Origin of the sequence: Paraburkholderia sp. BL25I1N1 (assembly GCF_003002025.1) — a bacterium.
Lineage (GTDB): Bacteria > Pseudomonadota > Gammaproteobacteria > Burkholderiales > Burkholderiaceae > Paraburkholderia.
The window spans coordinates 108,586-135,318 of the sequence record NZ_PVZB01000020.1 but is presented as its reverse complement, the minus strand read 5'-3'; the positions used below and the strand labels follow the sequence as shown (position 1 = coordinate 135,318).

Annotated in this window: 25 protein-coding genes; 9 read left to right on the top strand and 16 right to left on the bottom strand. The window is 65.4% G+C overall.

The annotated features are described in order from the left end of the window. The first annotated feature begins 37 nt into the window (after window positions 1-37). The 5 genes from B0G73_RS27700 to B0G73_RS27680 all read left to right on the top strand — a co-directional run bounded on the left by B0G73_RS27700 (window position 38) and on the right by B0G73_RS27680 (window position 4,112). Window positions 38-1,216: an acyl-CoA dehydrogenase family protein gene (locus B0G73_RS27700; RefSeq protein ID WP_106284363.1), complete on the top strand. Its 1,179-nt coding sequence runs from the start codon at window positions 38-40 to the stop codon at window positions 1,214-1,216. Window positions 1,217-1,272: 56 nt separating this feature from the next. Continuing rightward, window positions 1,273-1,650 carry a hypothetical protein gene (locus B0G73_RS27695; RefSeq protein ID WP_106284362.1) on the top strand — a complete coding sequence of 126 codons (378 nt, stop codon included), beginning with the start codon at window positions 1,273-1,275 and terminating at the stop codon, window positions 1,648-1,650. 20 nt (window positions 1,651-1,670) lie between these two features. Next, the gene (locus B0G73_RS27690) at window positions 1,671-2,186 is read left to right on the top strand and encodes a nuclear transport factor 2 family protein (RefSeq protein ID WP_106284361.1); all 516 of its coding nucleotides are present in this window, start codon (window positions 1,671-1,673) and stop codon (window positions 2,184-2,186) included. Next, window positions 2,183-3,307 (top strand): amidase, encoded by a 1,125-nt coding sequence (locus B0G73_RS27685; protein WP_106284360.1) that lies wholly within the window; start codon window positions 2,183-2,185, stop codon window positions 3,305-3,307. Before B0G73_RS27690 ends, B0G73_RS27685 begins: the two co-directional genes overlap by 4 nt. A gap of 61 nt (window positions 3,308-3,368) precedes the next feature. Then, a complete protein-coding gene (locus B0G73_RS27680) occupies window positions 3,369-4,112 on the top strand; it encodes an SDR family NAD(P)-dependent oxidoreductase (protein WP_106284359.1) in 744 nt (247 codons plus the stop codon). A 51-nt stretch (window positions 4,113-4,163) separates the two neighbouring features. Here the strand turns inward: B0G73_RS27680 and B0G73_RS27675 are convergent, their stop codons facing one another. Next, a complete protein-coding gene (locus B0G73_RS27675; RefSeq protein ID WP_106284358.1) occupies window positions 4,164-4,826 on the bottom strand; it encodes a response regulator transcription factor in 663 nt (220 codons plus the stop codon). A 259-nt stretch (window positions 4,827-5,085) separates the two neighbouring features. On the opposite strand from B0G73_RS27675, the gene hpaC reads away from it, so the two are divergent. Beyond that, on the top strand, window positions 5,086-5,625 hold the full coding sequence (hpaC, locus tag B0G73_RS27670) for a 4-hydroxyphenylacetate 3-monooxygenase, reductase component (RefSeq protein ID WP_106284357.1): 540 nt from the start codon (window positions 5,086-5,088) through the stop codon (window positions 5,623-5,625). 168 nt (window positions 5,626-5,793) lie between these two features. On the opposite strand, the gene B0G73_RS27665 is transcribed toward hpaC, so the two are convergent. The 3 genes from B0G73_RS27665 to B0G73_RS27655 all read right to left on the bottom strand — a co-directional run bounded on the left by B0G73_RS27665 (window position 5,794) and on the right by B0G73_RS27655 (window position 7,675). After that, on the bottom strand, window positions 5,794-6,186 hold the full coding sequence (locus tag B0G73_RS27665; protein WP_106284397.1) for a copper resistance protein CopC: 393 nt from the start codon (window positions 6,184-6,186) through the stop codon (window positions 5,794-5,796). Between the two features lie 15 nt (window positions 6,187-6,201). Beyond that, window positions 6,202-7,107, bottom strand: a complete 906-nt coding sequence (locus tag B0G73_RS27660) for a hypothetical protein (protein ID WP_106284356.1) — start codon at window positions 7,105-7,107, stop codon at window positions 6,202-6,204. A gap of 106 nt (window positions 7,108-7,213) precedes the next feature. Continuing rightward, window positions 7,214-7,675: a DUF2946 domain-containing protein gene (locus B0G73_RS27655; RefSeq protein WP_106284355.1), complete on the bottom strand. Its 462-nt coding sequence runs from the start codon at window positions 7,673-7,675 to the stop codon at window positions 7,214-7,216. A 129-nt stretch (window positions 7,676-7,804) separates the two neighbouring features. On the opposite strand from B0G73_RS27655, the gene B0G73_RS27650 reads away from it, so the two are divergent. Further along, complete coding sequence (locus B0G73_RS27650; protein ID WP_106284354.1) at window positions 7,805-9,157, top strand: TAXI family TRAP transporter solute-binding subunit; 1,353 nt, start codon at window positions 7,805-7,807, stop codon at window positions 9,155-9,157. 15 nt (window positions 9,158-9,172) lie between these two features. Here B0G73_RS27650 and B0G73_RS27645 read toward each other — a convergent pair whose 3' ends face one another. Then, window positions 9,173-9,979: a ProQ/FinO family protein gene (locus B0G73_RS27645; RefSeq protein WP_106284353.1), complete on the bottom strand. Its 807-nt coding sequence runs from the start codon at window positions 9,977-9,979 to the stop codon at window positions 9,173-9,175. Window positions 9,980-10,180: 201 nt separating this feature from the next. Between B0G73_RS27645 and B0G73_RS27640 the strand changes: the two genes are divergently transcribed. After that, on the top strand, window positions 10,181-11,104 hold the full coding sequence (locus tag B0G73_RS27640; protein ID WP_106284352.1) for a LysR family transcriptional regulator: 924 nt from the start codon (window positions 10,181-10,183) through the stop codon (window positions 11,102-11,104). On the opposite strand, the gene B0G73_RS27635 is transcribed toward B0G73_RS27640, so the two are convergent. The 9 genes from B0G73_RS27635 to B0G73_RS27595 form a co-directional block, all read right to left on the bottom strand. Then, window positions 11,101-12,477: an MFS transporter gene (locus B0G73_RS27635; protein WP_106284396.1), complete on the bottom strand. Its 1,377-nt coding sequence runs from the start codon at window positions 12,475-12,477 to the stop codon at window positions 11,101-11,103. The genes B0G73_RS27640 and B0G73_RS27635 overlap by 4 nt on opposite strands. Before the next feature lie 94 nt (window positions 12,478-12,571). After that, window positions 12,572-14,305, bottom strand: a complete 1,734-nt coding sequence (locus B0G73_RS27630) for a GMC family oxidoreductase (RefSeq protein WP_106284351.1) — start codon at window positions 14,303-14,305, stop codon at window positions 12,572-12,574. 145 nt (window positions 14,306-14,450) lie between these two features. Then, entirely contained in the window at window positions 14,451-15,257 is an 807-nt protein-coding gene (locus B0G73_RS27625) for an enoyl-CoA hydratase/isomerase family protein (RefSeq protein ID WP_106284350.1), read from the bottom strand. A gap of 4 nt (window positions 15,258-15,261) precedes the next feature. After that, window positions 15,262-16,839 carry an AMP-binding protein gene (locus tag B0G73_RS27620; RefSeq protein ID WP_106284349.1) on the bottom strand — a complete coding sequence of 526 codons (1,578 nt, stop codon included), beginning with the start codon at window positions 16,837-16,839 and terminating at the stop codon, window positions 15,262-15,264. Next, window positions 16,832-17,413, bottom strand: coding sequence for a (2Fe-2S)-binding protein (locus B0G73_RS27615; protein WP_106284348.1), 582 nt, complete (start codon window positions 17,411-17,413; stop codon window positions 16,832-16,834). The genes B0G73_RS27620 and B0G73_RS27615 overlap by 8 nt, the downstream gene beginning before the upstream one ends. Continuing rightward, entirely contained in the window at window positions 17,386-18,207 is an 822-nt protein-coding gene (locus tag B0G73_RS27610; protein ID WP_106284347.1) for a xanthine dehydrogenase family protein subunit M, read from the bottom strand. The genes B0G73_RS27615 and B0G73_RS27610 overlap by 28 nt, the downstream gene beginning before the upstream one ends. Then, window positions 18,204-21,242, bottom strand: a complete 3,039-nt coding sequence (locus B0G73_RS27605; protein WP_106284346.1) for a molybdopterin cofactor-binding domain-containing protein — start codon at window positions 21,240-21,242, stop codon at window positions 18,204-18,206. Before B0G73_RS27605 ends, B0G73_RS27610 begins: the two co-directional genes overlap by 4 nt. After that, the gene (locus B0G73_RS27600; protein WP_106284395.1) at window positions 21,239-21,865 is read right to left on the bottom strand and encodes a UbiX family flavin prenyltransferase; all 627 of its coding nucleotides are present in this window, start codon (window positions 21,863-21,865) and stop codon (window positions 21,239-21,241) included. The genes B0G73_RS27605 and B0G73_RS27600 overlap by 4 nt, the downstream gene beginning before the upstream one ends. Next, a complete protein-coding gene (locus tag B0G73_RS27595; RefSeq protein WP_106284345.1) occupies window positions 21,858-23,342 on the bottom strand; it encodes a UbiD family decarboxylase in 1,485 nt (494 codons plus the stop codon). Before B0G73_RS27595 ends, B0G73_RS27600 begins: the two co-directional genes overlap by 8 nt. Before the next feature lie 307 nt (window positions 23,343-23,649). On the opposite strand from B0G73_RS27595, the gene B0G73_RS27590 reads away from it, so the two are divergent. Further along, window positions 23,650-24,639, top strand: a complete 990-nt coding sequence (locus tag B0G73_RS27590) for a LysR family transcriptional regulator (protein ID WP_106284344.1) — start codon at window positions 23,650-23,652, stop codon at window positions 24,637-24,639. 25 nt (window positions 24,640-24,664) lie between these two features. Here the strand turns inward: B0G73_RS27590 and B0G73_RS27585 are convergent, their stop codons facing one another. Together B0G73_RS27585 and B0G73_RS27580 are read right to left on the bottom strand one after the other, a co-directional pair. Then, window positions 24,665-26,029 carry an ATP-binding protein gene (locus B0G73_RS27585; protein ID WP_106284343.1) on the bottom strand — a complete coding sequence of 455 codons (1,365 nt, stop codon included), beginning with the start codon at window positions 26,027-26,029 and terminating at the stop codon, window positions 24,665-24,667. Further along, window positions 26,029-26,688 carry a response regulator gene (locus tag B0G73_RS27580; RefSeq protein ID WP_106284342.1) on the bottom strand — a complete coding sequence of 220 codons (660 nt, stop codon included), beginning with the start codon at window positions 26,686-26,688 and terminating at the stop codon, window positions 26,029-26,031. Before B0G73_RS27580 ends, B0G73_RS27585 begins: the two co-directional genes overlap by 1 nt. Window positions 26,689-26,733 lie beyond the last annotated feature (45 nt).

Sequence of the window (26,733 nt, the reverse complement as noted above, 5' to 3'; positions counted from 1 at the left end):
CGTTTCAGTCAATAACGAATCAAGGAGAAGCCCCACCATGTCCGCCACCGCCGCCGTTGCTGCCGAACAGTCGAATACATCGAATACGTCGAATACCGCCCGCCTGCCGCTCGACGAAGTAATCGCCGAGATCGCCGCGCGCCGCGACGAATTTGATCGCCTTTCGCATGTGCCGCGTGACGTGATCGCGAAGCTCAAGCGTGCGGGTGTGTATCGCGCGGCCACGCCGAGGCGGTTCGGCGGCGACGCGCTGGCGCCCGCCCTGTTTCTCGACATGATCGAGCGCATTGCGATCGCGGACGGTTCGGCGGCCTGGGTCGCGAGCTTCGGCTCGGCCAACGTCTATCTGGCGGCGCTGCCGTTGCATACGCAAGCAGAAATCTATGCCGACGGTCCTGATCAGGTGTTCGCGGGCGGCCTCTTCCCGGTGCAGCCTGCGCAGCCCGCTGAAGGCGGCTGGCGTGTGAACGGCACGTGGAAATTCGCGAGCGGCTGCAAAGGCGCGGACTGGCTCGGCGTGGGCATTGGTGTCGGTGCTCCTAGTGCGGGCGGCAAACCGCGCACGGCCGTGTTCCGTGCGCATCAGGTGGAAATCGTCGAGAACTGGGAGGTGGTCGGGATGCAGGGCACCGGCAGTCACGACCTGCGCGTCACCGACCAGTTCGTCGCGGACGACTGGACCTTCGTGCGTGGCGGCGAACCGTGCGTGGACGAGCCGCTGTATCGCTACCCAACCATCGCCTACGCCGCGCAGGTGCTCGCCGTCGTCAACCTCGGCCTCGCCCGCGCCGCGCTCGACGTCGCCAACCACATGGCCGGCGGCCGCAAGACAACCACAGGCGCGCCGCAACTCGCCGACCGTGCGTACTACCGCATCGAACTCGCCAAAGCCGAGGCCCAATTGCGCTCGGCGCGCGCATTCTTCTACGACACCACTCACCAGGTCTGGCAATCGATCCTCGCCGGCAATCCCGTCACCGCGGATCAGGTGAGCCTGCTGCGTCTTTCGGCGACGCAGATCGCCCGCGAAGGCGCCGACGTCGTGCAACGCGCTTACCGGCTCGGCGGCACGATGGCGATTTATCGCTCGCATCCGTTGCAACGCCTGATGCGCGATTCGATGGTCGTGACCCAGCACGCGTTTCTCGGCGAAGGCAACTATGACGGCGCGGGCGCGGTGTTCGTCGGCGTGCCGCCGATTCCGGGCTACCTGTAAGCCATTTTCTGATCCATCACTATCCGCACAACCAGGATTGCAAGGAGCAACATCTCGTGTCCGATACCTCAACGCTGCCACTGCGTGTTCTGTTCTGCTGCGGCGTCACGCAGAATTTCTTCGACCTGCCGCGTGAACAGATCGGTGAAGTCTGGCAGGCTTACGGCAAGATGCTGGCCGCGATCGAGTCGATGGAAGGCGTCAAGGTGCTCGGCATCATGGACGACGACCGCCTCACCGTGGGCCATGCCGACAACTCGCCGTGGACCTTCTACATCATGGCCGACGTGCGCGATTTCGACACGACTGTCGCCGTGTGCAATCTGTATCGCACCACGCCGGTGGGTGAATACAACCTGTGGCGCTACGGCAAGATCGAAGCGCGGGTCGGACGCGCGCTGCAAGTGCCGCCGCAACACGCCAATGCCGCTTGAGCGTAACGGAGCGCAATGCGATGAACGCGAACCAGGATACGCTTGCCACCTTGACCGAACGGCTTGCCGCGCTCGAAGCCGAATCGGCCGTGCGCCGCACAATGGCGCGCTATATGGCGCTATGCGACGTGCCGTCCGGCGTGCTCGAAGGCGAGACGCTCGCCGCTCTCTTCCGCGCCGACGCGATCTGGGAGGGCATCGGCCCACAGTACGCGAGCAAGTTTGGCCGCCTGACTGGCCACGCTGAAATTCTCGCGATGCTCACACGCTACCTGCCGCCCTCACCGCATTTCTCGGTGAACGTGCACTTCCTCACGTCGGAAACCATCGACGTTCAGGAGGCGAGCGCGAAAGGCCGCTGGATCATGCTGCAGGCCTCGGGCTATGTCGATGCGCCGGCCGAACTGATCTCGGCGCGCCTCGAAGTGGATTTCGCGCCTGCCGATAACGGCCGTAACTGGCTCATCACGCACTTTCGCACGGAGCGCCTGTTCGACGCGCCGTGGCAAGTCAATGCAAGGAAACCGCACCCATGAACGAGTTTATCCAGACGCTGTCGTTAGGCGGCACCGGTCCGAGCATCGCGATCAAGGACACGATCGATATCGCCGGTTACGCCACCACCGCCGCGAGCCGTGCGCTCGCCGATACGCCGCCCGCGCAACGGCATGCGGAAGTCGTCGAACGTTTGCTTTCCGCCGGCTGGCACATTGTCGGCAAGGCGAACATGCATGAGCTGGCGTTCGGCATGACCGGTATCAACGACTACACCGGCACGCCGCAGAATCCGCAGGACGCTGCGCGTATCCCGGGCGGATCGTCGAGCGGATCGGCGGCGGCAGTCGGTCTGAAACTCGCCGACGCCGCGCTCGGCACCGACACCGGCGGCTCGATTCGCGGACCCGCCGCATGCTGCGGCGTGATCGGATTGAAGCCCACCTTCGGGCGCGTGTCGCGGCTCGGCGTGGCGCCGCGAGAGTCCACCTTAGATTGTGTCGGGCCGTTTGCACGCGACATGCGCACGCTCGTTGCCGCGATGCAGGCCATCACCGCTAACTTCGATACGAATGCCGCGCACGCGTGGCAAGGCGCTTGCAAGGTCGGCATCGTGGAGACCGAGGCCACGGCCGAAATCCTCGACGCCGTGACGCGCGCGGCCGACAAGGCGGGTTGTGTCGCGCATACGCTGACGCTTGCAGGTCTCGCCGCCGCCTTCGACGCGGGCGTCGCCGTGATCAACGTCGAGACCTCGCGCGCGTTCGGCCATCTGGTGGCAAGCGGCAAACTCGGCGCGGATCTCGACGCGCGCCTGCGCGCCGCGGCCAACACCACCGCCGCGCAACTCGACGCGGCGGAACAGGTGCGCCGCGACTTCACCGCAGCGGTCGACTACGCGCTCGACAACGTCGACGTGCTGATTCTGCCCACACTGCCCGCTCTGCCAATCACACTTGAACAGGCGCGCAGCGGCACGTCGGTGATCGCCATGTCGTCGCTGATCCGGCCGTTCAATCTGAGCGGCCATCCCGCGCTGAGTTTGCCGTTGCCGATCCGCGGCTCGTCGCTCAAGGCAGGTTTGCAGATCGTCGGACGCAAGGGCCAGGACGAGCAGGTGTGCGCGATCGCGGCGCGTTTCGAAGCCGCCCTCGCCGCTTGATTCGCTTGGGCGATGCCTCGGGTTCGAACAGCGGCCGTTATTTCGAAGTGGAGTGGATGCAATGCAGAAGAGAGTCGTTCTTGTCACCGGCGCCGCGCGCGGTCTGGGCGCCGCGATCGCCACGCGCTTTCACGCGGCGGGGTACGCGGTCGCCATCGGTGATATCGCGTTCGATGCCGCGCAAGCGCTCGCGCGTGATCTCAGCGCCGACGGTTCCACTGCGTTTGCGCTGAATCTCGACGTCACCGCGAAAGCCGCCTTCACTACGGCGCGCGACGCGATCCTGCAGCGCTGGGGGCGTATCGACGCGTTGGTAAACAACGCGGGGGCCTCCAAAGTCGTCTCCGTGATGGATATAACGGCCGAGCAATTCGATCAGGTCATCAACGTCAACTTGCGCAGCGTGCTGTTCGGCTGCCAGGTGTTCGGCCGGCACTTCGCCGACGTGGGCGCGGGTCGTATCGTCAATATCGCGTCGCTCGCGGGACAGAACGGCGGCTCCGCAACCGGCGCGCATTATGCGGCCGCGAAAGGCGGTGTAATCACGCTCACCAAGGTCTTCGCGCGCGATCTCGGCGCGGCGGGCGTGACCGTCAACGCCATTTCGCCTGGACCGATGGATCTGCCGATCGTGCATGAGAGCGTGGCGCCCGACAAGCTGAAGGCGGTGATCGCGAACATTCCAGCGGGACGTCTGGGCTCCGCGGACTATGTCGCCGATGTCGCCGTGATGCTCGCCGCGGAACATGCCTACTTCGCGAATGGCGCGTGCTGGGATGTGAACGGCGGACTCTTCATGCGCTGATGCTGATGCTGATGCAGTTGCGGTTGCGCGCGAACGCCACCGCGGCATGCATCAACGCGGAATGGCACCCACGCTCGCGTCCTGATCCCACACCGCCATCACCTCGCGCACCAGCATCGCGATCGACGCCGCGCCGAGCTTGTCCTTGATGCTCGCGCGATGCACGTCGACGGTCTTCACGCTGATCGACAGATCGCTGGCGATGCGCTTGCTACCTTTGCCGTCGATCACGCCACGCAGCACTTCTTTTTCACGCGCGGTCAGCGACTCGATCCGCTTGCGCAACTCGCGCTGCTTCTGGCCGGCCGCATGACGAAGCGCCGCGAGTTTCAATGCGCGTTGCACGCGGTCGAGCATCTGCTGCGAGTTATACGGTTTCTCGACAAAATCGATCGCGCCATTTTGCAGCGCGCGCACCGACATCGGAATATCGCCGTGGCCGCTCACGAAAATAATCGGCAACGTGACGCCCTGGCGATTCAATTCCGCTTGCACGTCGAAGCCGCTTTGCTCCGGCATGCGCACGTCGAGCACGAGACAGGCGGGCACGTCCGCATTGAATGCGCCGAGAAACTCGCTCGCATTGGCGAAACCCGCCGACTTCACGCCAACCGATTCCAGCAGCCACGCGAGCGACGTGCGCATGCCGCTGTCGTCATCGACGATATAGACGATCGGTGCGAGGGGCGTGGCGGATGGCGAGGGCTGGGACATGGTGGTCGTTGTGGATGCGATTCGAAGCGTAATACCCGGTCCATCATAACCAGCGGTAAAAGCGCTGCAAAGCGATAGTTACCCTGAAAGACTCGTTAATCGCGGTGCATGCGTCCAGCGCTCAAGCTCACATTGGGGAAAGCTTTAGATGCACCAGGAAACACGCCTGCCCGCCTGCCGCTCGCGCGGATTTTTTTCTGCATAGCGATTGAGTACGCTTGAATCCAATCACTCGACACCTGCCCGAGGAATCCAAACGATGACGCCGACCCAACACGCGATGCCCGACGCCGACGCTCTTATCGACGTCAAACAGCAATTCCGTCAAGCCATGGCGCACCTCAGTGCCGCCGTGAACGTCATCACGACAGCCGGCCCGCACGGACGTTGCGGCGTGACCGCGAGCGCCGTGTGCTCCGTCACGGATACGCCCCCCACACTGCTCGTCTGCCTGAACCGGTCGAGCGCGATGCATGCGACCTTCCAGAGCAACCGGCAGGTTTGCGTCAACGTGCTGCCCGGCGAGCACGAACTGCTCGCGCGCCACTTCGCGGGCATGACCCAGGTGCCGATGGAAGAACGCTTCGGCTGGCCGATCTGGGATGAAGGCTCGCACGGCGTGCCGGTCCTGCGCGACGCACTGGCGAGTCTGCAAGGCGAGATCGTCGACCTGAAGGAAGTCGGCTCGCACTCGGTGATGTTCGTGAAGACCACACGCATCAGCGTGCGCAGCGATGGCGACGGGCTGATCTACTTCGATCGCAACTTCCATCGCATCAAACGCGTGGCATCGCATTGATCACGCACAGGTGGTGTGCGTGGCAGTCAGAGCGCGCAATCGAAGCAGCAGATCGAAGCGGAGTGCCACTTGCATCAACCGCTCCGGTCGCGGATTTCGGCGACGTTTCGCGCGCAAGACCGCGCTGCGCCATCGCCCGATGGATGACGCAGCGCATCACCGCTTCAGCTACTTCACATTGAACGCATAGTCGCCATGGGTGCGATGTCCGTCCGACGCCACGGCCACCCAGTGCACCGTGTAGTGACCGGCCGCGAGCGCCGGCAACGGCACGGTGATCAAGGCCCGCTGATGCTCGTCGACCGTGGCCTTCTCCGTGTTGACCTGCTTGCCGCTCGCGTCGGTCACCGTCAGCGAACTGAACGCCGCTTCGAGCGGTCCGTCGAACATCACGCGCACCTGCGCGGGTGACGTCACCGTTGCGCCCGCGCCCGGCTCCTGCTTCTGCGGGAACACATGCGCGAAAGCCGCGCTTGCCAATGCAAGGCCGGCGAACAGCGTCGCCAGTTTCGCCACGGCACGCGTGCCACCCGAGCGTGGATGTTTCATCGTGTCATTCATCATCACTCTCCTGCGTTACTGAAACAGCGGTTTGCCGATCGTGGTCGGCGCGACATCGTCGAAGAAGATATGCGCCTGGACCAGGATGCCCACATGCGAGCCGCTCGCGCGATTGATCGGGATTTGCGCCTCCACGCCGAACTGTCCATAACGGTTGATCCAGATGAAGCCCGGATTGACCGTGCCGGTCGTCTGCCCCTGGCTGCGCGACAATGGAATTTCCACCAGCGGAATCAGATTGGCGAACGGTTGCGGCAGGCCGACATCGCGCACGTGCTGCTGCAAATACGGCAAGCTGTACTGCACGGTGAACCCGTAGTTGAATGCGTTCGGCTGTCCCGCGCCGGTGGTCAGCGCCGGCCCCGCTTCGCCCGTGATCGCGATCGGCCGCAGATACGCGAGCGAATCGGGCAGATCGCCCATGCCCTTGCCGACGTAGACGGTGGGCGAGATGGTCGAGAAGTTATCCGCGATCGCGCGGCTGCCCGTGCCGCCGAGTTCGACATTCACGCCGATCGAGGTCATGAACTCGTGCGCGTCGCTGACATACAGCAGGTACTTCAAGCCGACGCCGAAGTTGTCGAAGCCGCGCGCCCGCGGGTTGTTCTGCATCGCATACGTGCCGTCGACGGACACCGCGAGCCGCGACGTGATCAGCTTGTCGTACTCGAAGTCGAAGGTGTTGATGCTCTGGTCGCCGTTCTCGCCAGGCACGCGTTGATGGCCGAACTGGAGGTTGGCTTCGTCGCCGACGCCGGGGTCGTCGACGGCCAGCGTCGCTGGGAAAACCCGGTTGCCCGCAATGGCGTGGGCGCCGGCGAGCGTTGGCGCGCACAGCAAGGCGCCGGCAATGGCGGCAATGGTGGCGAGCAGCGCCGCCGAGCGCGGCGGCTGCGCGCGGGGCGTCGAGGGGATAAGCATGATTCATCCTGTTTCATGGGTCGTGACAATGCCGGCGCGCACAGTCGACAGGGACGTGCGGCGGCAGCCGCGATGCAGTCGATGCATCGCGCCGTGGTGACTCGAATCAGGATGCGAACGGAGGGGCGCGAGGTTGAGCGAACGTGAGGGGCTCGACGCGGCGCACGCTTTCGAAGCGGGTCGCGACGGTGTGCTGCAGAGCGCGGACGGCAACGACGAACAGTGCCTCGACGCTCGGCACGGCCGGCATGTGGGCGAGCAGGCTGCAATAACCGCAGGCGTCGCCGTCGGACATGGCGGTGTGGCCGGTGTGGTCGGTGTGGCCGGAGTCTTTGCCGGCGGCCTGACCGGACGTGCCCGACACGACCGACGACGCGTCCGGCATGTCCTTTCGCATGGAGTCCATCGACCCCATGGACGCCATCGACGGCATATCGCAATGCTCGTCCGACATGGCGTCTTCATCGGCGCGAGCGGCGAGCGTGTGCGAGATCGTCGGCGCGAGCGTGGCCATCAGGATCGCGAACAATCCCAGCCAACTGCCGATGTTCCGATAGAAACGACTCACGATGCGCCCAGCGACACAATGGGGAAGCTGTCGCGGATTATGCCACGGTCAATAGAGCAAACTGCCGACGGCAAGGCCGCCGCGGACAGTGGACAATGCGATCATCCCGGCTCCCGGCATGGAGTGTCCATGAAAGCGCAGCGCCCGCGTCCCCCGCAGTTTCCCGGCGAAGAACCGCATGCCGAGTGGCGCGACCATACCCTGCTCTATGCCGTCGTGGCGGCGGCCATCATTTTGACAGTGACGCTGGTCGTCTGGCTGATCGATCCGGCGCCGCCCAAGACGATCACCTTGAGCGCCGGCCCGCGCGACAGCTCGTTTTTCATCGCCGCCGAGCAGTACCGGAAAATTCTCGCCCGCAACGGCATCAAGCTGAACGTGCTGGAGTCCGACGGCTCCGTGCAGAATCTGCAACGGCTGCTGGACCCGAAGCAGCACGTCGACGTCGCGCTCGTGCAAGGCGGCGTGGCCGACGGGCTCGACACCTCGTCGCTGATGTCGCTCGGCAGCGTTTTTTATATTCCGGTGGTGGTGTTCTATCGCGGCACGGGCTTGAGCCAGCTTTCTGAACTGGAAGGCAAGCGCATCGCGGTGGGTCGCGAAGGCAGCGGCACGCGCCTGCTCGCGCTGAAACTGCTGGAAGCGAACGGCATCGAGCCGGGCGGCGACACCACGCTGGTGCCGAGCGACGGCCTGCAGGCCGCCACCCAACTGGTGGCCGGCAATGTGGACGCGGCGATCCTGAACGGCGACTCGGCCACGCGCGGCCTGATGCTGCGCCTGCTCAAGGTGCCCGGCGTGTCGGTGATGAACTTCGACGAAGCGGGCGCCTATACGCGTCTTTTTCCCTATCTGGACCAGATCGATCTGCCGGCCGGCGTGCTGGATCTGAAGCGCCGGATTCCGCCGGAAACGGTGCATCTGATCAGCCCGACCGGCGAACTGGTGGCGCGCACCACGCTGCATCCGGCCATTTCCGATCTGCTGATCGAAGCGGCGCAGGAAGTGCACGGCATGCCGGGGCTGTTGCAGCGGGCGGGAGAATTTCCGAGTCCGGTCGCGCGTGAATATCAGATTAGCGAGGACGCGCAGCGCTACTACAAGACCGGCAAGAGCTTTTTGTACCGCACGCTGCCGTTCTGGCTGGCGAGCATCGGCGACCGTACGCTGGTTCTGCTGCTGCCGATGGCCGTGCTGCTGTTCCCGGCCATGCGCCTGATTCCGGCGCTGTATCGCTGGCGGGTGCGCTCGCGCATCTATCGCTACTATGGTTCGCTGATTGCGATTGAACGCGGCGCGCTCATCGGTTCGACCGACGAGGAGCGCAAGCGGCTCTTCGTGGAACTGGATCAGATCGAGGATTCGTTGAATCGGCTGCGCATGCCGCTCGCTTACGCCGACGCGTTCTATGTACTGCGCGAACACGTCGGCTTCGTGCGCAGCCGGCTGGCGGCTGCGTCGCGGCAAGGCAGCCACCCCTAGGCGGGGTGGCGGGTTTTACGCTTCGCGGATGGCCGGCGAGTCGGACGGCTCGGCGGCCGCTTCGTGGGCGACCGGCGTAGCCGTCGAATCGGCCTGCGGATTGCCTGCTTCGCCGGCTTGCGAGCCCGCAGCGGCTTCGGCCGGCGCACTGGCTGTGTCGGCTGGCGCATTCGGCGTTTCGGCAGCGGCTTGAGCGCCCGCTTCCGTGCCTGCCTCGCCGGCCGCATTTGCGTTCGCCGCGGCGGCTGCCGCCTTCGCCGCGCTCCTGCCCGCGCGATGCGCCTGCAGACGCTGCGCACCGGCGGCTTCCTGCGCCGTGACCTTGCCCGCCTCGGCGCCCGTCAGATCGACGCGCGCCGCGCCTTCCACGAGACATTTCCAATAGCGGCTGCCACGGCACCAGGTCTTGATGGCGTCGCGCAACTCGGCTTCGCTCAACGACAGTTCCTTGGCATGCACCACGAGGTCTTCGAAAATACCGACCTTGAGCGGCAGCTTGGGCGCCGGATTCTTGGGGAAAGCAATGGGGAAGCGTTTCTGCAGCCGCCCGATCGATTTCACCACCGGGTCCACCGGCTTCGCTTCCACCGCCGGTTTGGCGTCGGATGCGGCTGCGGGCGCGGCACGGTGCGGCGGCGCGGGCTTGCGGGCAGGCCTCGCGCCCGGCTTGGCGGCGTCCTTGGCAGCGGGCTTGGAAGCGTCCTTGGCCGGCTTGGACGCGTCCTTCGAAGCAGGCCTGGCGCCGGACTTCGCGGCAGGCGCAGCCTCGCGGCGAGCCGCGGCCAATTGCTTCTTCAGTTCAGCGAGTTGTTCGAAACCCATAGCGCACAGTCGATCGAGAAAGACGAGATTGTAGCAGTGTAAGGAAACAGGTTCGTGACGACGCGCACGCCGCGCCGCGCGGGCTTCCCCGCGGGCTTGCAAGCAGGCGCGGCGCGGCACGGTTAAACTCGGAGCTTCCGGTCCTTCCCGCCCTGTTTCCCCGCGTTTTTTACATCGGTTTCCGACCCGCTCCCGCGTTTCATGGACCTCAAGCAAATCCAGTATTTCATCACGCTGTTCGAAGACGGCTCCGTCACGCGCGCGGCGAAGCGGCTCAATATCGTCCAGCCCGCGCTCAGCATGCAGATTTCGAAGCTCGAAACCGAATTGCGCCAGAAACTCTTCGAACGCGGCCCGCACGGCATGACGCCGACCGACGCGGCGCGCCAGATGTACCGCCTGTACACGCCGATCATGCGCGATATCGAGCGGGCGCGCGACCAGTTGAGCCGCCAGGACGCGATCGTGACGGGGCGAGTGTCGCTCGGCATGGTGTCGTCCGAGGCGGAAAGCGTGCTGCCGGAGTCGCTCGCCAGGTTCAACGCGATGTTCCCGCAAGTCGAAGTGTCGGTCGCCGACGGGTTCAGCGCGCAGTTGATCGACGCGGTCGAAGCGGGCCGGCTGGATGCAGCCATCATCAACAAGCCGCGCGGGCGCCTCACGCTCGACGTGGTGCCGCTGGTCGACGAGGAGATGGTGCTGGTGACGAGCGCCGCGCTCGGCCCCGACCTGCCGCCGGCCGTCGATCCCGCGCAACTGGCCGGCATCGAGCTGGTGCTGCCGACCCGCCGCAACGGCCTGCGCGGCGTACTGGACGCAGCGCTGCTGGCCGAAGACGTGGTCATCAAGCCGAAGTTCGAGATCGACCTGCTGAACACCATCGTGCAGTTCGTCGAACAGAGCAGCGTCGCGACAATCCTGCCGCGCGTGGTGGTTCAGCGCAAAGTCGACGAGGGGGTGCTGTGCGCGCGCACCATCACGTCGCCGCCGATCGTGCGGCACATCATCCGCGTGAGCCATCCGAAACGGCCGATCGGGCCCGCGGCGCACGCGCTGATCGAGATCATCGGCGAAGAGATCCGGCGCGTGACGACGGGCGCGCCCGCCGACCCGTCCCCGAGCTAAACCGGCTCGCGCGCCGCGGCCTGTTCGAGCCGCCCGCGCGTTTCCGGCACGACGAACGCGCCGATCAGGAAAATCACGCTGATCGCCCCGACGAAGATCGCCAGCGTCATCGGCAACTCGCTCGCGTCTTTCGCCACCAGCGAGACGGCGGTCGGCATCATCCCGCCAATGGCAAAGCCGATGTTCCATGAAAGCCCGGTGCCGGTCGCTCGAATCGCGGTCGGGAACCGTTCGTTCAGGAAGATCAGGATCGGCGCATAGCCCGCGCTGCCGAGCGCGCTGAGAATCACCGCATACACGCCGATCATGGTGACGCTTTGCGCCGTGGGCAGCAGCAGGAACAGTGCGGGCAACGCGAAGAGCCGGATAAGGCCGAGCCAGATGAAAGTGGACTTGCGGCCGATGAAAGTGCTCAGATGCCCCGCCGCCACCGACGCGATCACCACCGCCACGCTGCAGATCAGCAGGATCGCCGCCGCGGCGCCGTTCGGCGCGTGGCTGACCACCTTGAGGAAGGTGGGCAGATAGCCGGAGGTCAGGTAATAGCCACTGCCGCCGCCGATAGTCAGCAACAGGTTGACGAACAGAATCGACCGATAGTCGCGGGAAAACAGCGTGCGCACGGGTGAGCGCACGATTTCGACCGGCGCGTCGTGCTTCTGTGCCGCGGCCTTGGCGGCCTTTTCTGCGGCGAGCTTTTTCCACAGCGGCGACTCTTCGAGACTGCTGAAAACGAACAGTCCGAGCACCGAACTGATGATGCCGGTGAAAAACATGCAGCGCCAGCCCCACACCTCGAACGCCGCGCCGGGGAATAGCGCCGACATCGCGAGATACGTGAGCGAGGCGAGCAACGCGCCGAGCCCCGCTCCGCCGCCGCCGATCAGCCCCGACACCGCGCCGCGGTATTTCGGCGCGACCGATTCGGTGCCGATGGTATGCGTCGATGCCACCACGCCGCCCACGAACACGCCCTGCACGAGCCGCAGCACGAGGAACAGGATCGGCGCGACGAGACCCACCTGCGCGACGGTCGGCAGCAGGCCGAACGCGGCCGTGGAAAGCCCCACGCCGACCACCGCGATGATCATCGCGCCCTTGCGTCCGTGGCGGTCCGCGTAGGAGCCGAACCATGCCGAACCCAGCGGGCGCATCAGCAATGTCACGGCAAACGACGCATACACCGCAGCGAGCGAGAGCATCGCATGCTCGGACGGAAAGAACAGCCGCCCGACCACCGGCGCGACGAATAGCAATACGAACAGATCGAACAGATCCAGTGCCCAGCCGAGGCACGAGGCCATTACCGCACCCATCACTTGCCGCTGGTCTACCGCGGGCAAGGCGGCGCCATTTTGCGCTGCTACAGACATCGTCATCTCCTTGACTATCAGCGGGGCCGTCTCTCGATCGTCCCCGTTTGTAGGCACGTTCTCTTGCGCGTGCTCTTGGTGGTGTTAAGAAACCTTATGGCGAGGCCGCGGTGAGCGGCGCCGTCTTCGATCCAGCATTGGCCTCGCGCCGCGCGAGCATCGCGTCGGCAATCTTTTCGGCCATCATGATGGTCGGGATATTCGTATTCGCCGAGGGCAGGCGCGGCATCAGCGAGGCGTCGACGACCCGCAGGCCGTGCGCGCCGTGCACACGGCCCGAAGTGTCGGTTACCGCCGTGGCGTCGTGCGCGTCGCCCATCCGGCAAGTACCGCTGGCGTGCCAGACGCCGAACACATTCGCGCGGATAAAGTCTTCGAGCGCGCCCGGCTCGGCCAGCAGCGCGGACATGCGCTGGCCTCGCGTGAAGAAACGCTCGATCAGCAGCCGCCGCAACGGCGCGGGCGTATCGAGCAGCATGCCGAGCAGCGACGTCAGCGCCGCATTGCCCTTGCCGACGCGGCTCAGCGCTTTCACACGCGGTGAAAACGTAGCCGGAAAAAAGTCGCGCGGGTTGTCGCCGAGACCCGACGCCGCGACGATCTTCGCGAGTATCCGCACGCCGTGGACGAGGCGCGCGAGATCGCGCGGATCGTCGAGCAGATTCAGATCGACGCGCGGCGCCACCGCTGGATCGGCGGACACGAGTTGCACGCGGCCGCGCGAATAAGGCCGGTTGCACCAGAGGAAAAACAAGCCGAGCCGGTTGCCGAGCGCATGCCAGGCGGCGCGCGTCGCACTCGACAGATACAGATCGGACTCGTCGCAGCCCGCTATGCCCGAGGTAAAGCGCGCGGCCGTCATGCTCGCGCGACGGCGCGAGAGCGGCATGCGAAAACGCCGTTCGAGAAAATGACAGAACGTGAGCGACGGATGATCCTGGAGATTGCGTCCCACGCCCGGCAGATCGACTCTGCACTCGATGCCGAGCGCGTCCAGTTCCGCCTTCGCGCCGATGCCGGCGCGCAGCAGCAACGCGGGAGATTGCAACGCGCCCGCGCTCACTATGACTTCGTTGGCGTCGAAACGGATGCGCGCGCCGCTGCGCTCTACCGCGACCACGCCGCGCGCGACACGCCCTTCCATGAGGATCGACTCGACGCGCAAGTCCGCATAGATGCGCAGATTGCGGCGCTGACGCGTCGCTTCGTCCAGATAGGCCGTTGCGGTCGATACGCGCCGGTCGTCGAGATTCGAAAACGCGCCGGGAAAATAGCCGTCGCCGAACTCGGCGTTCTGATCCTGCAAGGCCGCGAAACCATTTTTTCGCATGCCGTCGGCGAAGGCGTCGCAGAACGCCGGCCAATACGCCGGCAGAACGCGGCGGATCGGCACCGGGCCATCTCTGCCGTGCAACTCACCGGCCGGAAAATCTACATCGCGTTCGAGTTTGCGGAAATACGGCAGTACGTCCTGCCATGCCCAGCCGCTCGCACCGTTGGCGGCCCAGTCGTCGTAGTCGCGCGGCAGGCCGCGATTGGCTGACTGCACGTTGATGCTCGACCCGCCGCCCATCACCCGGCCCTGCTCGTAGACGCGAGGCGCGGCGGTGCGCGTGGCGCTTGCCTTCAATTCCGGCCAGATGTATTTGTCGCCGCAGAAAACCGGCATCGGATAGCTGTCGAGAATCGCCGCGGGCACCTTGCCGGGCGGCGTATCCGCGCCTGCTTCGATCAGCGCGACGCGCAGCGACGCGACTGCCGACAGACGATGCGCGAGCACGCACCCTGCCGATCCGCCGCCGACGATCACGTAATCGAAGCGTTCCATGCACCTGTCTCCTTTGTCGACCGGAGTTAGCGCTTTAGCGCTTACTCCGGTCCCATGCAAAGCTGTCGACCGGAGTTAGCGCTTTAGCGCTTGCTCCGATCCCATGCAAAGCCGTCTTCCCCTGCACCGCTGCCCAACGTTCCCCTCAACTGCCGCGAAACACCGGCTTGCGCTTACCGTGAAACGCCTCCACGCCTTCGCGGAAATCATCCGAGGCGCGCAACCGGCTATAGCAGTGACCTTCGAGTTCGATCGCGATCGACAGCGGCGCGTCCTCGGTATCGTTGAGCAGCTTCTTCGCGGTGCGTTGCGCGAGCGGTGAGAACGCGCGCAGTTCATCCACCAGCGCGTCGGTCGTCGCCTCGAGTTCCGAGTCGGCCACGCATTCGACCGCGATGCCCCACTCGTAAGCCTGCTTGCCCGGAATGCGGCGCGAGCGCATCACAATGTCCTTGGTGCGGCCGATGCCGACCATCTGCTGCAACCGCGCCGAGCCGCCGGAGCCCGGAATCTGCCCGAGTTTCTGTTCCGGCAGCGCGTAGAAACTGGTGTCGGTGGCAATGCGGAAATCGCACGCGAGCGACAGTTCGAAACCCACGCCGAAACAGAAGCCGCGATTGGCCGCGATCACCGGCTTCGAACAACGCGCGGGCGCCGCGATATTCCAGGCGAGCTTCGACACGGTTTCCGGCGATGCTTCCAGAAAGCCCTTGATGTCGCCGCCACTCGAAAAGTGTTCCCCCTTGGCGCGCACGACGATCACGCGCACACGCGGGTCGTCGTCGAGTGCCTCGAAGGCGGCGCGCAACTGATCGCGCGCATGCATCGAAATCACGTTGAACGGCGGCCGGTGCAGGACGATGTCGGCACGCTCGCGCTCCGCGTCGATCTCGATGGAAAAGCCGTCGAGATCCTGCAGCAGGCTCTGGCCGCGGTGAGTCAATTCGGTCATGGGTTTACTCCTTGGTAGTTTGTGTGTGAGATGCAATAGCTTCGCCGCGGGTGTCGGGCTCGTACTCGCCCGCGGACAGCTTGCGGCGCAGAATCTTGCCGACCGGCGACTTCGGTATGTCGTCCACGAATACGTATTCGCGCGGACGCTTGAAGTTGACGAGGTCGGACGTGCGACAGTGCGCGTCGAGCGCGTCGGCGTCGACGTACTCGCGGCGTTTCACGAAGGCGACCACGCGCTGTCCCCAGCGCTCGTCCTTCACGCCGGCCACCGCGACTTCGTCGACCGCGGGATGCAGCGACAGCACCGACTCGATATCGACCGGCGAGATGTTCTCGCCGCCGCTGATGATCATGTCGTCGACGCGGCCGGAGACGTACAGGTCGCCGTCGGCGTCGAAGAAACCCGTGTCGCCCGTGAAGTACCAGCCCTCACGCAACGATTTGGCGTTCGCATCCGGGCGATTCCAGTAACCTTCGAAGGCTTCGTCGCCGAGCAGGTCGGCGATGATCTGGCCTTCCTCGCCCGCTTGCGCCAGGTCCTCGGGCGTGAGGGCGTCGAGCCTGACGACGCGCAAGCGCGTATTGATGCCCGCGCGCCCCGCACTGCCCGGCTTGCGTGTGGCGTCCTGATCGATGCTGAAGGTGTAGACCTCGGACGAGCCGTAGTGATTGACGAATAGGTCCGGTTCGAACGCCGCTGAGAGGCGCTTGAGCAGACCGTCGTTCATCGGCGCGCCGGCGAAACCGAGCTTGCTCACCGTCGATGTATCCGTCGACGCGAAAGCCGGATCGGCCAGCAGATCGTGGTACAGCGTCGGCACCAGATAGAGGCAGGTGAGCTTGTGTTGCTCGATCGCAGCGAGCGCGAAGCGCGCATTCCAGCGGCGCACGCAGACGAACAGGCCATCCACGAGCGCCATGGAGAGCAGCGAGCGCACGCCCATGGTGTGATAAAGCGGCATCACGCCGAGCGTGCGTTCGCCGTGGCCGTACTGGTTCTGCGCGACATGCGCGAGCGCCGCGGCGCGTTCATGGCGATGACGGCGCGGCACGCCTTTGGCCTTGCCGGTGGTGCCCGAGGTGTAGAGGATCAGCGAGTAGTCGTTGGCATCCGCGCGCGTTTGCGCGTCGTTCGACGTGTCCGGCGCGGCCTGCGCCAGCAGTGTGTCGAAGCTCGCGGTGCAGCCTTGCACGTCGTCGAGACCAATGCGCGGCAAGCGCTGCGCGGCGGGACTTTGCGCCACGGCATCGGCGCAGACCGGTTCGTACACGATGGCCTTCACACCGGCATTGGTTACGCAGTACTCGAGTTCATCGGGTTTCGCGCGCCAGTTCAGCGGCACGATCACCACGCCCGCGAATTGGCAGGCCCAATGCAGGGTCGCCATTTCCCAGCGGTTTTGCAGTACCACCAGCAAGCGGTCGCCATGCGCGAGACCCAGACCGCGCAGACCTTCGGCCACCTTCACGATGAGGCCATGCCACTGCGCGTACGTCAGCGCCAGTTCACCGTCGACGAGAGCGAGCGCGTTGGGACTGCGTTCCACGCTCTGCAAAAAAGTTCGGCCGAGGTCAAGCATGAGCGGCCTCCACGGTTTCGCTAGCCGTGTTGCCTTGCCGGCGCCGTGCCGCCACGTCGAGCACCGCGGCGACGATCGGCGTATAGCCCGTACAGCGGCACAGATGGCCCGAGAGCATGTCGCGCACCTGGGCTTCGCTCGGATCGGGCACGCGCTGCAGATAGTCCGCGCACGACATCAGTATCCCGGCCGTACAGAAACCGCACTGCAACGCGTGATGACGCTGAAACGCCTGCTGCAAATCGCCGAGCTTCAGGTCGGGCGCGAGTCCCTCCACCGTGTCGATGCGGCGGCCATCGGCCTGCACCGCCAGCATCAGGCACGAGCGTCCCGCCACGCCGTCCACGTGTACCGTGCATGCGCCGCACACGCCGTGCTCGCAGCCGACGTGCGTGCCGGTCGCGCCCAGTTCGTGACGGATGAAATCCGACAGCAGCTCGCGCGGCTCGCAATAGCCGCTGCGTTCACGGCCGTTGAGCGTCAGCGTGACGCATTGCCGTTCGCCCTGCCGCACCACGTGCACGACGTTGCCGTTCGATGTGTTGCTCACTTCGCCTCCTCGATCACGCGCCATCCCAGTTGCCGGACCAGATGCCGGCGATACGCCGCGCTGATATGCGCGTCGTCCTGTGCGCCCAGTTTCCAGCTCAAATCGTTCAGTGCGCTGCGCAGATCCTCGTCACGCAGACGCGGCCATTGCTCGACCACCGGCCGGTCCGCGACGCCACCCACCGCGAGGCGGATCGAATCGCTCGTCACGACAGCCGCGCACGCGGCCATCGCGAAGTCGCCGTGGCGCGCGGAGAACTCCGTAAAGCCATAGCGCTCGCCCGGCCGCTTCAGCGGAAAGCGCACGGCTTCGACCAGTTCGTCCGGCTCGCGCGCGGTCATCAACATGCCCTGGAAAAACTCGCCGGCAGGCACCACGCGGTGTTTCTTTTTCGAGCGCAGCATCACGTCGCCGCCGAGCGCGGCGAGTACCAGCGGCAGTTCCGCGCTCGGGTCGGCATGCGCTATCGAGCCGCACACCGTGCCGCGATTGCGGATCTGAAAGTGCGAGATATGCGGGAACGCCATCGCCAGCAACGGCACTTCGTCGCGCAGCGATTCGCGCCACTCGACGCTGCCTTGCGTCGCCGCCGCGCCCACCGCCAGCAAGCCGGCCTTGTGATCGACACGCACCGAGTTCAGCTCATCGGTGCGCGAGATATCGATCAACATGCGCGGCTGCGCGAGCCGCATGTTCAGAACCGCCATCAGCGATTGGCCGCCGGCCAGCACGCGGGCGTCCTCGCCGTGTTGCGCGAGGGCGTCGAGCGCATGCTGCGTCGTCATGGCGCGCAGATAATCGAACGGCGCGGGCTTCATGGCTGTCTCCTGAAACGGCCCAGCAGGCGCGAAAGCCATGAGCCGCCGGTGTGAACTGGTTTGCCCGCCGCCTGACGGCCGAGCGATTCGAACAGTTGGCGCAACACGACCTTGGCCGCGCCTTCGAGCATGCGTCCGCCCACTGCCGCGACCTTGCCCGATACTTGCGCTTCGTAGTCGTAGGAAAGACGCGTGCCGGTTTCGATCGGCGTCAGTTCGACGAGGCCGCTGCCGCGTGCGCTGCCGAGCGACGACATGCCCGCGCCCGCCAGACGCAGCCGACGCGGCGCGTCGATCTCCGACAAGCCGATCTTCGCTTCGAAACGCGCCTTGATCATGCCGACGCCGACCGTCACGTCCGCGCGATACTGGTTCGTGCCTTCGGCTTCGAGCGCATGGCAACCGGGTATCACTTTGGCGAGCGCGTTCGGATCGAGCAGCACGGCAAAAATCGCTTCCGGCGACGCCGGCAAATCGACGCTGCCCTGAGCGGTGAGCGCCTTGCCGCCGCCCGGCGTCGCCGGTTTGGCGGCGGGCGCTTCACGCAACTCGGGTCGCGACGGCTCCGGATCGTCGATGCCGATCAGTGCCATGACCTTCGAAGGCGTCAGCGGCAAACGGATATCGTCGACGCCGAGCGCGTCCGCCACCGCATTCGCGATGCACGGCGGCGTACTCATGTTGTTGCCCTCGCCGAGTCCTTTTGCGCCGAGCGGCGTGAACGGCGACGGCGTTTCCAGATGCACGATCACCGGATCGGGCACCTCGCAGGTGGTCGGCATCAGATAGTCGGCGAGCGTGCCGGACTGGAAGCTGCCGTCCGCGCCGTAGCGGAATTCCTCCATCAACGCCGCGCCGAGTCCTTGCGCGAACGCGCCGCGAATCTGGCCGTCGGCGAGCGCCGGGTTCAGCAGCGTGCCGGCATCGTGCGCGGTGACGTAGCGGTCGATCCGCACGCGGCCGGTGGCGTGATCCACTTCGACGCCGCACATGTCGAAAGCAAAACCGTAGGCGGCCGATGTGTTGACGCGATCGTTCTCATCCGGCGCGGCCATGTTCGGCGGATTCCAGAACACCGTCTCGCGCAAGCCGGGCTCTTCGCCTTCGGGCAACAGCGCGGGCGCCCAATGCGGCGCATTGGCGGCGACGCGGCCGAACGGCTGCGCGCGATCCTCGGCGCCCTTTGCAAAGATCCTGCCTTCTTCAAAACGGATGTCGTCGGGCGCGCAGCCCATCTGCTTCGACACGATGCGCGCGATCTTGTCGCGCACGCGCACGGCCGCGAGATGCACCGTGCCCGCCACCGCGCCGGCGAAGCGGCTGGAATAATTACCCGCCGCCACCGACCACGCGTCCTTGTGCGTATCGAATTCGACATTGACAATGACGTCATCCGGCGACACGCCGAGCACGTCCGCGACCACTTGCGCGCACACCGTCATATGCCCCTGGCCCGCGGGCGTCGATGCAATCGTCACCACCACGCCGCCGAGCAGATCGACGCTTACGGTCGCGCTCGCGATCGCGCCGCTCTTCGGCCCGGCTTTCTTGCGCGCCTCGGCGGGCATCACAGTCGTGATGTAGCCCATGTTCGACACCGACGGCTCGACGATCGCCGCGAAGCCGATCCCGTACAGCCGCCCTTCCTTGCGTGCCGCCGTGCGACGCGCAAGCAGTTCGTCATACCCGCCTTCGCTCAGCGCGCGGCGCAGCGCTTCCGGATAGATGCCCGAGTCGAGCAGCGCGCCCGCCGCGGCGCGATACGGGAACGCATCGGCGGCGACGAAATTGCGGCGGTACACGTCGAGCACATCGAGGTTCAGTTCGAGCGCGATGCGCTGCATCAGCCGTTCGAGCGCGAAGTACACCTGCGGACCGCCGAAGCCGCGCACCAGACCCGTCGGCGTCTTGTTGGTCAGCACGACGCGGTTGCGCACCAGCAGGTTGTCGATGGCGTATGCGCCGGTCAGGCAGCCGTGCATGCGATAGAACGTGGCCGGTTCCGGCGCGCGCAGATAACCGCCGCAATCTTCGAGTTGATCGTAGGAGAGCGCCGTGATGCGGCCGTCGCTTTCCACGGCGGCTTCGAGCGTCGAGACACGCGCAGTCGCGGAGGTCGCCGCGCTCAGATGTTCGAGCCGGTCCTCGACCCATTTCACCGGCGCGCCCGCCTTGCGCGAAGCGAGGCACATCAGCACCACGTACGGAAATACCGCCTGCTTCACGCCGAAGCTGCCGCCCGAATCGCGCGGCGCCTTGTGACGCAAACGGTTGGCGGGCACGTTCAGCGCCATCGCCATCACAGCGTGCAGCGAGAACGGCCCCATGAAATTGGACGTGACGTCGTAGCCTTCGTCGCCGGCCAGGTATTCGGCGATCACCACGCCGCATTCGATCGGCGCGCAGGTATTGCGCGGATAATGCGCCACCAGTTTCACGCGATGCGGCGCCTTGTCGAACGCGGCTTCCGGCTCGCCGTAGCGGAAATGCCGGTCGCTGATCACGTTGCTGCCCACTTTCTCGTGCAACACCGGCGATGCATCGCTCGCCGCCTGCTCGATCGAGGTGACCGGGTCGAGCGTGGCGTATTCGACCTTGAGCAGATCGAGCCCGTCTTCGGCAATGGCGCGCGATTGCGCAAGCACCACCGCCACCGGTTCGCCCACATAGCGCACGCGGTCCATCGCCAGCGCCCACTGTTCCATCGGCGATTTCACGCCGACCACGAAAGGCCGCGACCAGGCGCGCAGGTCGTCGCGTGTCAGGATCGCGTGCACACCAGGCAGTTTCGACGCGGCATCGGTGTCGATCGACACCAACTCTGCATGCGCGTGCGGCGAGCGCAGGATCGCGGCGTGCAGCGTGCCCGGACGAACGCCGATGTCGTCGCCGTAACGGCCACGACCGGTGAGAATCGCGGGATCTTCCAGACGCTCCATCGGGCGGCCGAGATGACGTTGCGGGCGTTTATCCCGTTCCGGTTCGCGTTCACGCGTCGCGGTGTCGCCTGCGTGAAGCAAGTCGCGCTGATTCATTCGTCCACTCCCGAGCGGCGCTCCGTGAATTCGTCGGCGAGCCCGCTCCAGCGCTGCGCAATCTCGCGATGCTCAATACCGAACAGATCGAGAATGCGCCCCACCGTGTGATCGACCACGTCCTCGATAGTCTTGGGATGCGCGTAGAAAGCGGGCACCGGCGGCATCACGATCCCGCCCATCTCCGTCACGGAAGTCATGTTGCGCAGATGCGCGAGATTGAGCGGCGTTTCGCGCGCGACCAGCACGAGCCGGCGACGCTCCTTGAGCATCACATCGGCGGCGCGCGTGAGCAGGTTGTCGGCGAAACCGTTGGCCACGCCCGCGAGCGTCTTCATCGAGCACGGCGCGATCACCATGCCTGCCGTGATGAACGAACCGCTCGCCACCGCCGCGCCGATGTCGCGCACGTTGTAGACCACGTCGGCGAGACTGTCCAGATCGCCGCGCGTCATGCCGAGTTCCTGCGCCGCCGTGACCGCACCGGAGGCCGATACGATCAGATGCGTTTCGTGCGTGCCGAGGCGGCGCAGCGCCGCAAGCAAACGCACGCCGATCGACGCGCCGCTCGCGCCGGAAATCCCGACGACGATGCGCTGCGGCTTTTGTGCGAGCTCAGCCATGCGCGCCACCCAGATAGCTATCGAACGCGGCGTTGTCGGCGGCAACGAGTTCGTCCAGATTTACCGTGTCCTGGCCCGGAATGCGCACCCGCGTGAATACGTGCGACGCATACACCACCGGCCGCGTGGCGTCGAGTCCCATCTTCGCGCTCACGCCTTGCAGATGCGGCGGCGCGTCTTCCGGCTGACCGACGGTGGTGGACGGATCGAGCGGCGAACCTTGCGCGCCTTCGATCACGACCAGGTCGCGATCGGCCTGGAAGCGCGTGGCGACGGCCCATTCGATTTCGGCCGGATCGTGCACGTCCACATCGGTGTCGACCACGACCACCTGCTTGATGTCGTAGTGCGCGCCGAACGCGCACAGAATCACGTTCTTCGCTTCGCCTTCGCGCTTCTTCTCGAACTGCACCCACAGGTGATAGCGGCACACGCCGCCCACGGACAGATGCACGTCCTTCACGTTAGGATGACTACGTTGCAGATGGGCGAGCAGCGTCGCCTCGCGCGGAATCGCGCCGAGCAGCAGATGCTCCATTTCCGCCGGAACGATCGTATGAAAGATCGGCTTCTCGCGATGCGTGAGCGCGGTGACTTCGATCACTTCACGCGCTTCCTGTGCGCTGTAGTACTTCGGGAATTCGCCGAAAGGACCTTCCAGTTCGCGCACGTTGGGCAGAATGCGCCCTTCGATCACGATCTCGGCGAAGGCCGGTACATTGACGCCGTTGGTCACGCATTTGACGACCGGCAGCGGCGCGCCGTGTAGCGCGCCGGCAATTTCCAGCTCGTCGGAATCGATTGGGGAAATGGCTTGCGAGGCGAGCATCGTCAGCGGATCGACGCCGATCGCGATGGCGACGTCGAGCGCATCGCCGGCCTCTTCCGCGGCTTTCTGGAATGCGTACAAGTGGCGCGGCAGCAGCAGGATTGCCATGCGATCGGGCCCATGCACCTGAATGCGGTTGATCGACACGTTCTGCACGCCGGTACGCGGATTGCGCGCGATCACGAGACCCGCGGTGATATATGGCCCGTTGTCGTGCTCGCTGTGCGTGGGAATCGGCAGCAGCTTGTGAAGGTCGATGCCGCCGGTATGCACGACCTGCTGGCAGGCCGCTTCGGCGCGTGAAATTTCCTTCGAGGGAATCGGTTGATCGGCCGCGTCGCGAAAGCGCTTCAGCAGATCGGCCTCGGCCACACCCATCGCTTCGGCGATCCAGGCGCGGCGCGACATGAAACCGCTGACCACCGGCACGTCGTGACCGCCCGGTTTCGTGAAGAACGCGGCTTGCGTGGCGTCGAGGCGCTTGGCAATCGCGGCAAGTTCGTGTTCGAGCGCCACCGGCCTGTCGATCGTGGCCAGCCGGCCCGTGCGCGCCAGATGCGCCAGCCAGTCGCGCAGCGTAAGCATGCCGGACGGGCGGCCCCATGTCAGTTGGAAAGCACCGTGCGATGCGGTATCGCGAGTATTCATCTACGTCTCCATCCGTGCCCCGGCTTCATGTCCGAACCGGACTGCCAGTTGATGATGGAAGGGTAACGAGATCAGCGTATAACTTCTAATATTGATTATTGATGCGTTGAATCATTCCCGATGATATGCGCGTTAGCACCAATGACAGCCAATTGTAGGCAGGATATCAATAGACACCGCGCGGCTCACGGCGCATTCTGCGGAACCGGAGCGAGGGTTCCGGAGCATCCGTGGAGCGCGGTTCCTGCCTTTATCTGATACCGCGCGTCTTTCTCATTACGTTTGCTGATGTTTTATTCATACCAACATGGACCTCAGGCAAATCCAGTATTTCATCGCGCTCTTCGAGGACGGTTCGGTCACGCGGGCGGCGAAACGCCTGAACATCGTGCAGCCCGCGCTCAGCATGCAGATCGCCAAACTCGAGGACGAACTGCACCAGCAGCTCTTCGAGCGCAACGCGCACGGCATGGCGCCGACCGCTGCCGGCCGCCTCATGTACCGGCTCTTTCTGCCGATCATGCGCGATCTCGCGCACGCGCGTCAGCAACTCGTGCAGCGCGACGAGGTGGTGACCGGCCACGTGTCGATCGGGCTGATCGCATCGGTCACGGAAAGCGTGCTGGCCGATGCGCTGTCGCGTTTTCACGCGCGTTATCCGCATGTCGAAGTAACCGTGGCCGACGGCTACAGCGCGACCTTCATAGACTGGGTAACGGGCGGCCAGCTCGACGCGGCCTTGATCAACAAACCGCGCGCGCGCTTCTCACTCGACGCGCAGCCCTTGCTCGACGAGGAAATGGTGCTGGTGACGAGCGCCGAGCACGGCCCCGAGTTGCCGCACGCCATTGAACTCGCGCAACTGCCGGAACTGGAACTGGTGCTGCCGACCAAGCGTCACGGCTTGCGTGGCGTGCTCGATACGGCGGCACAGCATGAAGACGTGCTGCTCGCGCCGCGCTTCGAAATCGACGTGTTGAGCACGATCGTGAAGCTGGTGGAGAGCACCCACTTCGCGACCATTCTGCCGCGGATCGCCGTGCAGCGCGCGGTGCACCGGGGCAGCCTGCGCGCCTATCCGATTCTCGCGCCGCGCATCGTGCGGCATATCGTGTGCGTGAGCCATCCGCGACGCCCGTTGAGCGCCGCGGCGGATGCGCTGGTGTCGATCATCGCTGACGAGTTGCGCCAGGTGTCGAGCGCGCCGGAACTGGACGCGACGCTGAGCACCGAGTCCGGCGATGCGTCGAACGATCCGCCGCCGGCGCTTTCGTCCAGCAACGAACGCGGCGCTTGAACGTGGCGGCGTGGATCGAACACCGTCAGATTCTAAGGGCCACTGGCGCGCCGATCTCATGCGCCTTCAGACCGGACACGGACACCCGCAAGCCGGGCCGGCCTTCGTTGTTGCGCAGAGACAGATCCAACTGATGCCGCGCGGCAATGCGCGAGACGATCGCAAGCCCGAGGCCGCTGCCTTCGCCTTGCGCCCCTTCGCCGCGATAGAAACGGTCGAAGACCCGTTCGCGCTCGGCCTCCGGAATCCCCGAGCCGGTATCGGCAACTTCGAAGCCAACTCGCGTGCCGTCACGCTTGAGGATCACGTCGACGCGTCCGCCGCGCGGCGTATGCCGGATCGCGTTGTTGATCAGATTGCCTAGCAGCACGCTCATGCCGTGCGGCTCGGCCAGCACGGTATAAGCGTCCCCCTCCGTGCGCGCGCCTTCGCACTCCAGGCCGATGTCGATCTCCCTGGTTTCCGCCAGCAGCGAAAAATCGCCCACCGCCTGCTCGCCGATGCGCCGCAGGCTAACCGGCACCATCGCCGTGACCGGATGCGTGTCTTCACGCGCGAGCGCCAGCAGTTGCTGCACCAGGTGAATGATGCGGTTGACGCGCCCCTCGACGCGTTCGAGCGTTTGGCCTTCGCCCTTTAACGAACCATCGCGCGACGCGGCCTGCAATTGCAGCTTCAATGCGGCGAGCGGTGAGCGCAACTCGTGCGCGGCATCGGCGATGAACGTGCGTTGCGCTTGCGACGCCGTGTGCAGCCGCTGCAGCAGATCGTTGAGCGCTTCGACCAGCGGCCTGATCTCGACCGGCACGCTGCCGTCCAGGCGCAGCGGTTCCAGCGAATCGATCGTACGGGTGGACAATGCGCGCGACAACCCGCCAATCGGCGCCAGTCCGCGCGCCACCACCAGCAGGACCAGCACGATCGTCACCGGCACCAGCACGCCGAGCGGCCAGAGCGTATGCAGCGCAAGGCGCATCGCGAGGTCCTCGCGCACGGAGATGGGCTGCGCCACCTGAATATAGCGTTCCCCCTGCTGCACGGCGAACGTGCGCCAGTGATACTCGCCGCGCTCCACCGTGTCGTAGCCCGGGGGCTGGCGCGCGAACACCGGCGCCTGCAGCGAGTGATAGATCAGCTTGCCCGCGCCGTCCCAGATTTCGATGACGACCCGGTCGTCGGCCAGACCACCGAGGTCGGGGTCGCGATGTTCGCGGTCGCCCGTGCCGGCGAGATTCAACGGCAGCGACAGCGCGATCGTGCGCAATTCATAGTCGAACAGTTCGCTCGCTTCCTCGCGCGCTGTGTGAAAGATGCCGTAGCCGGCCACGGCCGAGGCAGCCGCCAGACCGAAGATCAGCCAGCCCAGCAGCCAGCGGCGAATCGACGTCATCAGCACCTCTTCAGACGGTAGCCCACGCCGCGCACGGTCACCACCTGGTCCGCGCCGATCTTGCGCCGCAAACTGTGCACGTGCACTTCGATAGTATTGCTGCCCACTTCCTCGCCCCAGCCGTACAGTTTTTCTTCGAGCTCGGTCTTGGTGAACACGCGCGTCGGCTCTTCGATCAGCGCTTGCAGCAATGCGAATTCGCGCGGCACGAGCGGCACTGGCTCGCCGGACTTGCTGACCTCGTGCGCCGCGGGGTCGAGCGTTATCTCGCCGTGCGCGTAGACCGGCTGCTTCTGGCCGGTGCGCCGCCTGAGCAGTGCGCGCACGCGCGCGGCCAGTTCGTCGAGATCGAATGGCTTGATCAGATAATCGTCGGCGCCGGCGTCGAGGCCGCGAATCCGTTCGTCGACGGCGTCGCGTGCCGTCAGGATGATGACCGGCGCGGCGCCGCCGTTCTTGCGATAGGCGTTGAGGACGTCGATGCCGTCCTTCTTCGGCAGGCCGAGATCGAGCAGCACGAGGTCATACACGCCGTTGCCGAGCGACAGTTCCGCCGCGCGGCCGTCTTCGGCCCAGTCGATCGCGTAGCCGGAGCGGCGCATCGCGCCCAGGACCGTTTCCGCAATCATGTCGTCGTCTTCGACCAGTAGCAGACGCATGGCCTCTCCTCTCCCTTATTGGCTCCGGCATTGTCCCGCCCGGTA

Coding starts and splice junctions, on each gene's coding strand:
- B0G73_RS27600 (WP_106284395.1), bottom strand. CDS start 21,865: ATGGCTGAGCTCGCACAAAAGCCGCAGCGCATCGTCGTCGGGATTTCC.
- hpaC (WP_106284357.1), top strand. CDS start 5,086: ATGACGCCGACCCAACACGCGATGCCCGACGCCGACGCTCTTATCGAC.
- B0G73_RS27650 (WP_106284354.1), top strand. CDS start 7,805: ATGAAAGCGCAGCGCCCGCGTCCCCCGCAGTTTCCCGGCGAAGAACCG.
- B0G73_RS27615 (WP_106284348.1), bottom strand. CDS start 17,413: ATGGCGCGTGATCGAGGAGGCGAAGTGAGCAACACATCGAACGGCAAC.
- B0G73_RS27590 (WP_106284344.1), top strand. CDS start 23,650: ATGGACCTCAGGCAAATCCAGTATTTCATCGCGCTCTTCGAGGACGGT.
- B0G73_RS27635 (WP_106284396.1), bottom strand. CDS start 12,477: ATGTCTGTAGCAGCGCAAAATGGCGCCGCCTTGCCCGCGGTAGACCAG.
- B0G73_RS27645 (WP_106284353.1), bottom strand. CDS start 9,979: ATGGGTTTCGAACAACTCGCTGAACTGAAGAAGCAATTGGCCGCGGCT.
- B0G73_RS27630 (WP_106284351.1), bottom strand. CDS start 14,305: ATGGAACGCTTCGATTACGTGATCGTCGGCGGCGGATCGGCAGGGTGC.
- B0G73_RS27660 (WP_106284356.1), bottom strand. CDS start 7,107: ATGCTTATCCCCTCGACGCCCCGCGCGCAGCCGCCGCGCTCGGCGGCG.
- B0G73_RS27610 (WP_106284347.1), bottom strand. CDS start 18,207: ATGAAGCCCGCGCCGTTCGATTATCTGCGCGCCATGACGACGCAGCAT.
- B0G73_RS27620 (WP_106284349.1), bottom strand. CDS start 16,839: ATGCTTGACCTCGGCCGAACTTTTTTGCAGAGCGTGGAACGCAGTCCC.
- B0G73_RS27700 (WP_106284363.1), top strand. CDS start 38: ATGTCCGCCACCGCCGCCGTTGCTGCCGAACAGTCGAATACATCGAAT.
- B0G73_RS27605 (WP_106284346.1), bottom strand. CDS start 21,242: ATGAATCAGCGCGACTTGCTTCACGCAGGCGACACCGCGACGCGTGAA.
- B0G73_RS27595 (WP_106284345.1), bottom strand. CDS start 23,342: ATGAATACTCGCGATACCGCATCGCACGGTGCTTTCCAACTGACATGG.
- B0G73_RS27675 (WP_106284358.1), bottom strand. CDS start 4,826: ATGTCCCAGCCCTCGCCATCCGCCACGCCCCTCGCACCGATCGTCTAT.
- B0G73_RS27625 (WP_106284350.1), bottom strand. CDS start 15,257: ATGACCGAATTGACTCACCGCGGCCAGAGCCTGCTGCAGGATCTCGAC.
- B0G73_RS27690 (WP_106284361.1), top strand. CDS start 1,671: ATGAACGCGAACCAGGATACGCTTGCCACCTTGACCGAACGGCTTGCC.
- B0G73_RS27640 (WP_106284352.1), top strand. CDS start 10,181: ATGGACCTCAAGCAAATCCAGTATTTCATCACGCTGTTCGAAGACGGC.
- B0G73_RS27665 (WP_106284397.1), bottom strand. CDS start 6,186: ATGAATGACACGATGAAACATCCACGCTCGGGTGGCACGCGTGCCGTG.
- B0G73_RS27580 (WP_106284342.1), bottom strand. CDS start 26,688: ATGCGTCTGCTACTGGTCGAAGACGACGACATGATTGCGGAAACGGTC.
- B0G73_RS27685 (WP_106284360.1), top strand. CDS start 2,183: ATGAACGAGTTTATCCAGACGCTGTCGTTAGGCGGCACCGGTCCGAGC.
- B0G73_RS27680 (WP_106284359.1), top strand. CDS start 3,369: ATGCAGAAGAGAGTCGTTCTTGTCACCGGCGCCGCGCGCGGTCTGGGC.
- B0G73_RS27585 (WP_106284343.1), bottom strand. CDS start 26,029: ATGACGTCGATTCGCCGCTGGCTGCTGGGCTGGCTGATCTTCGGTCTG.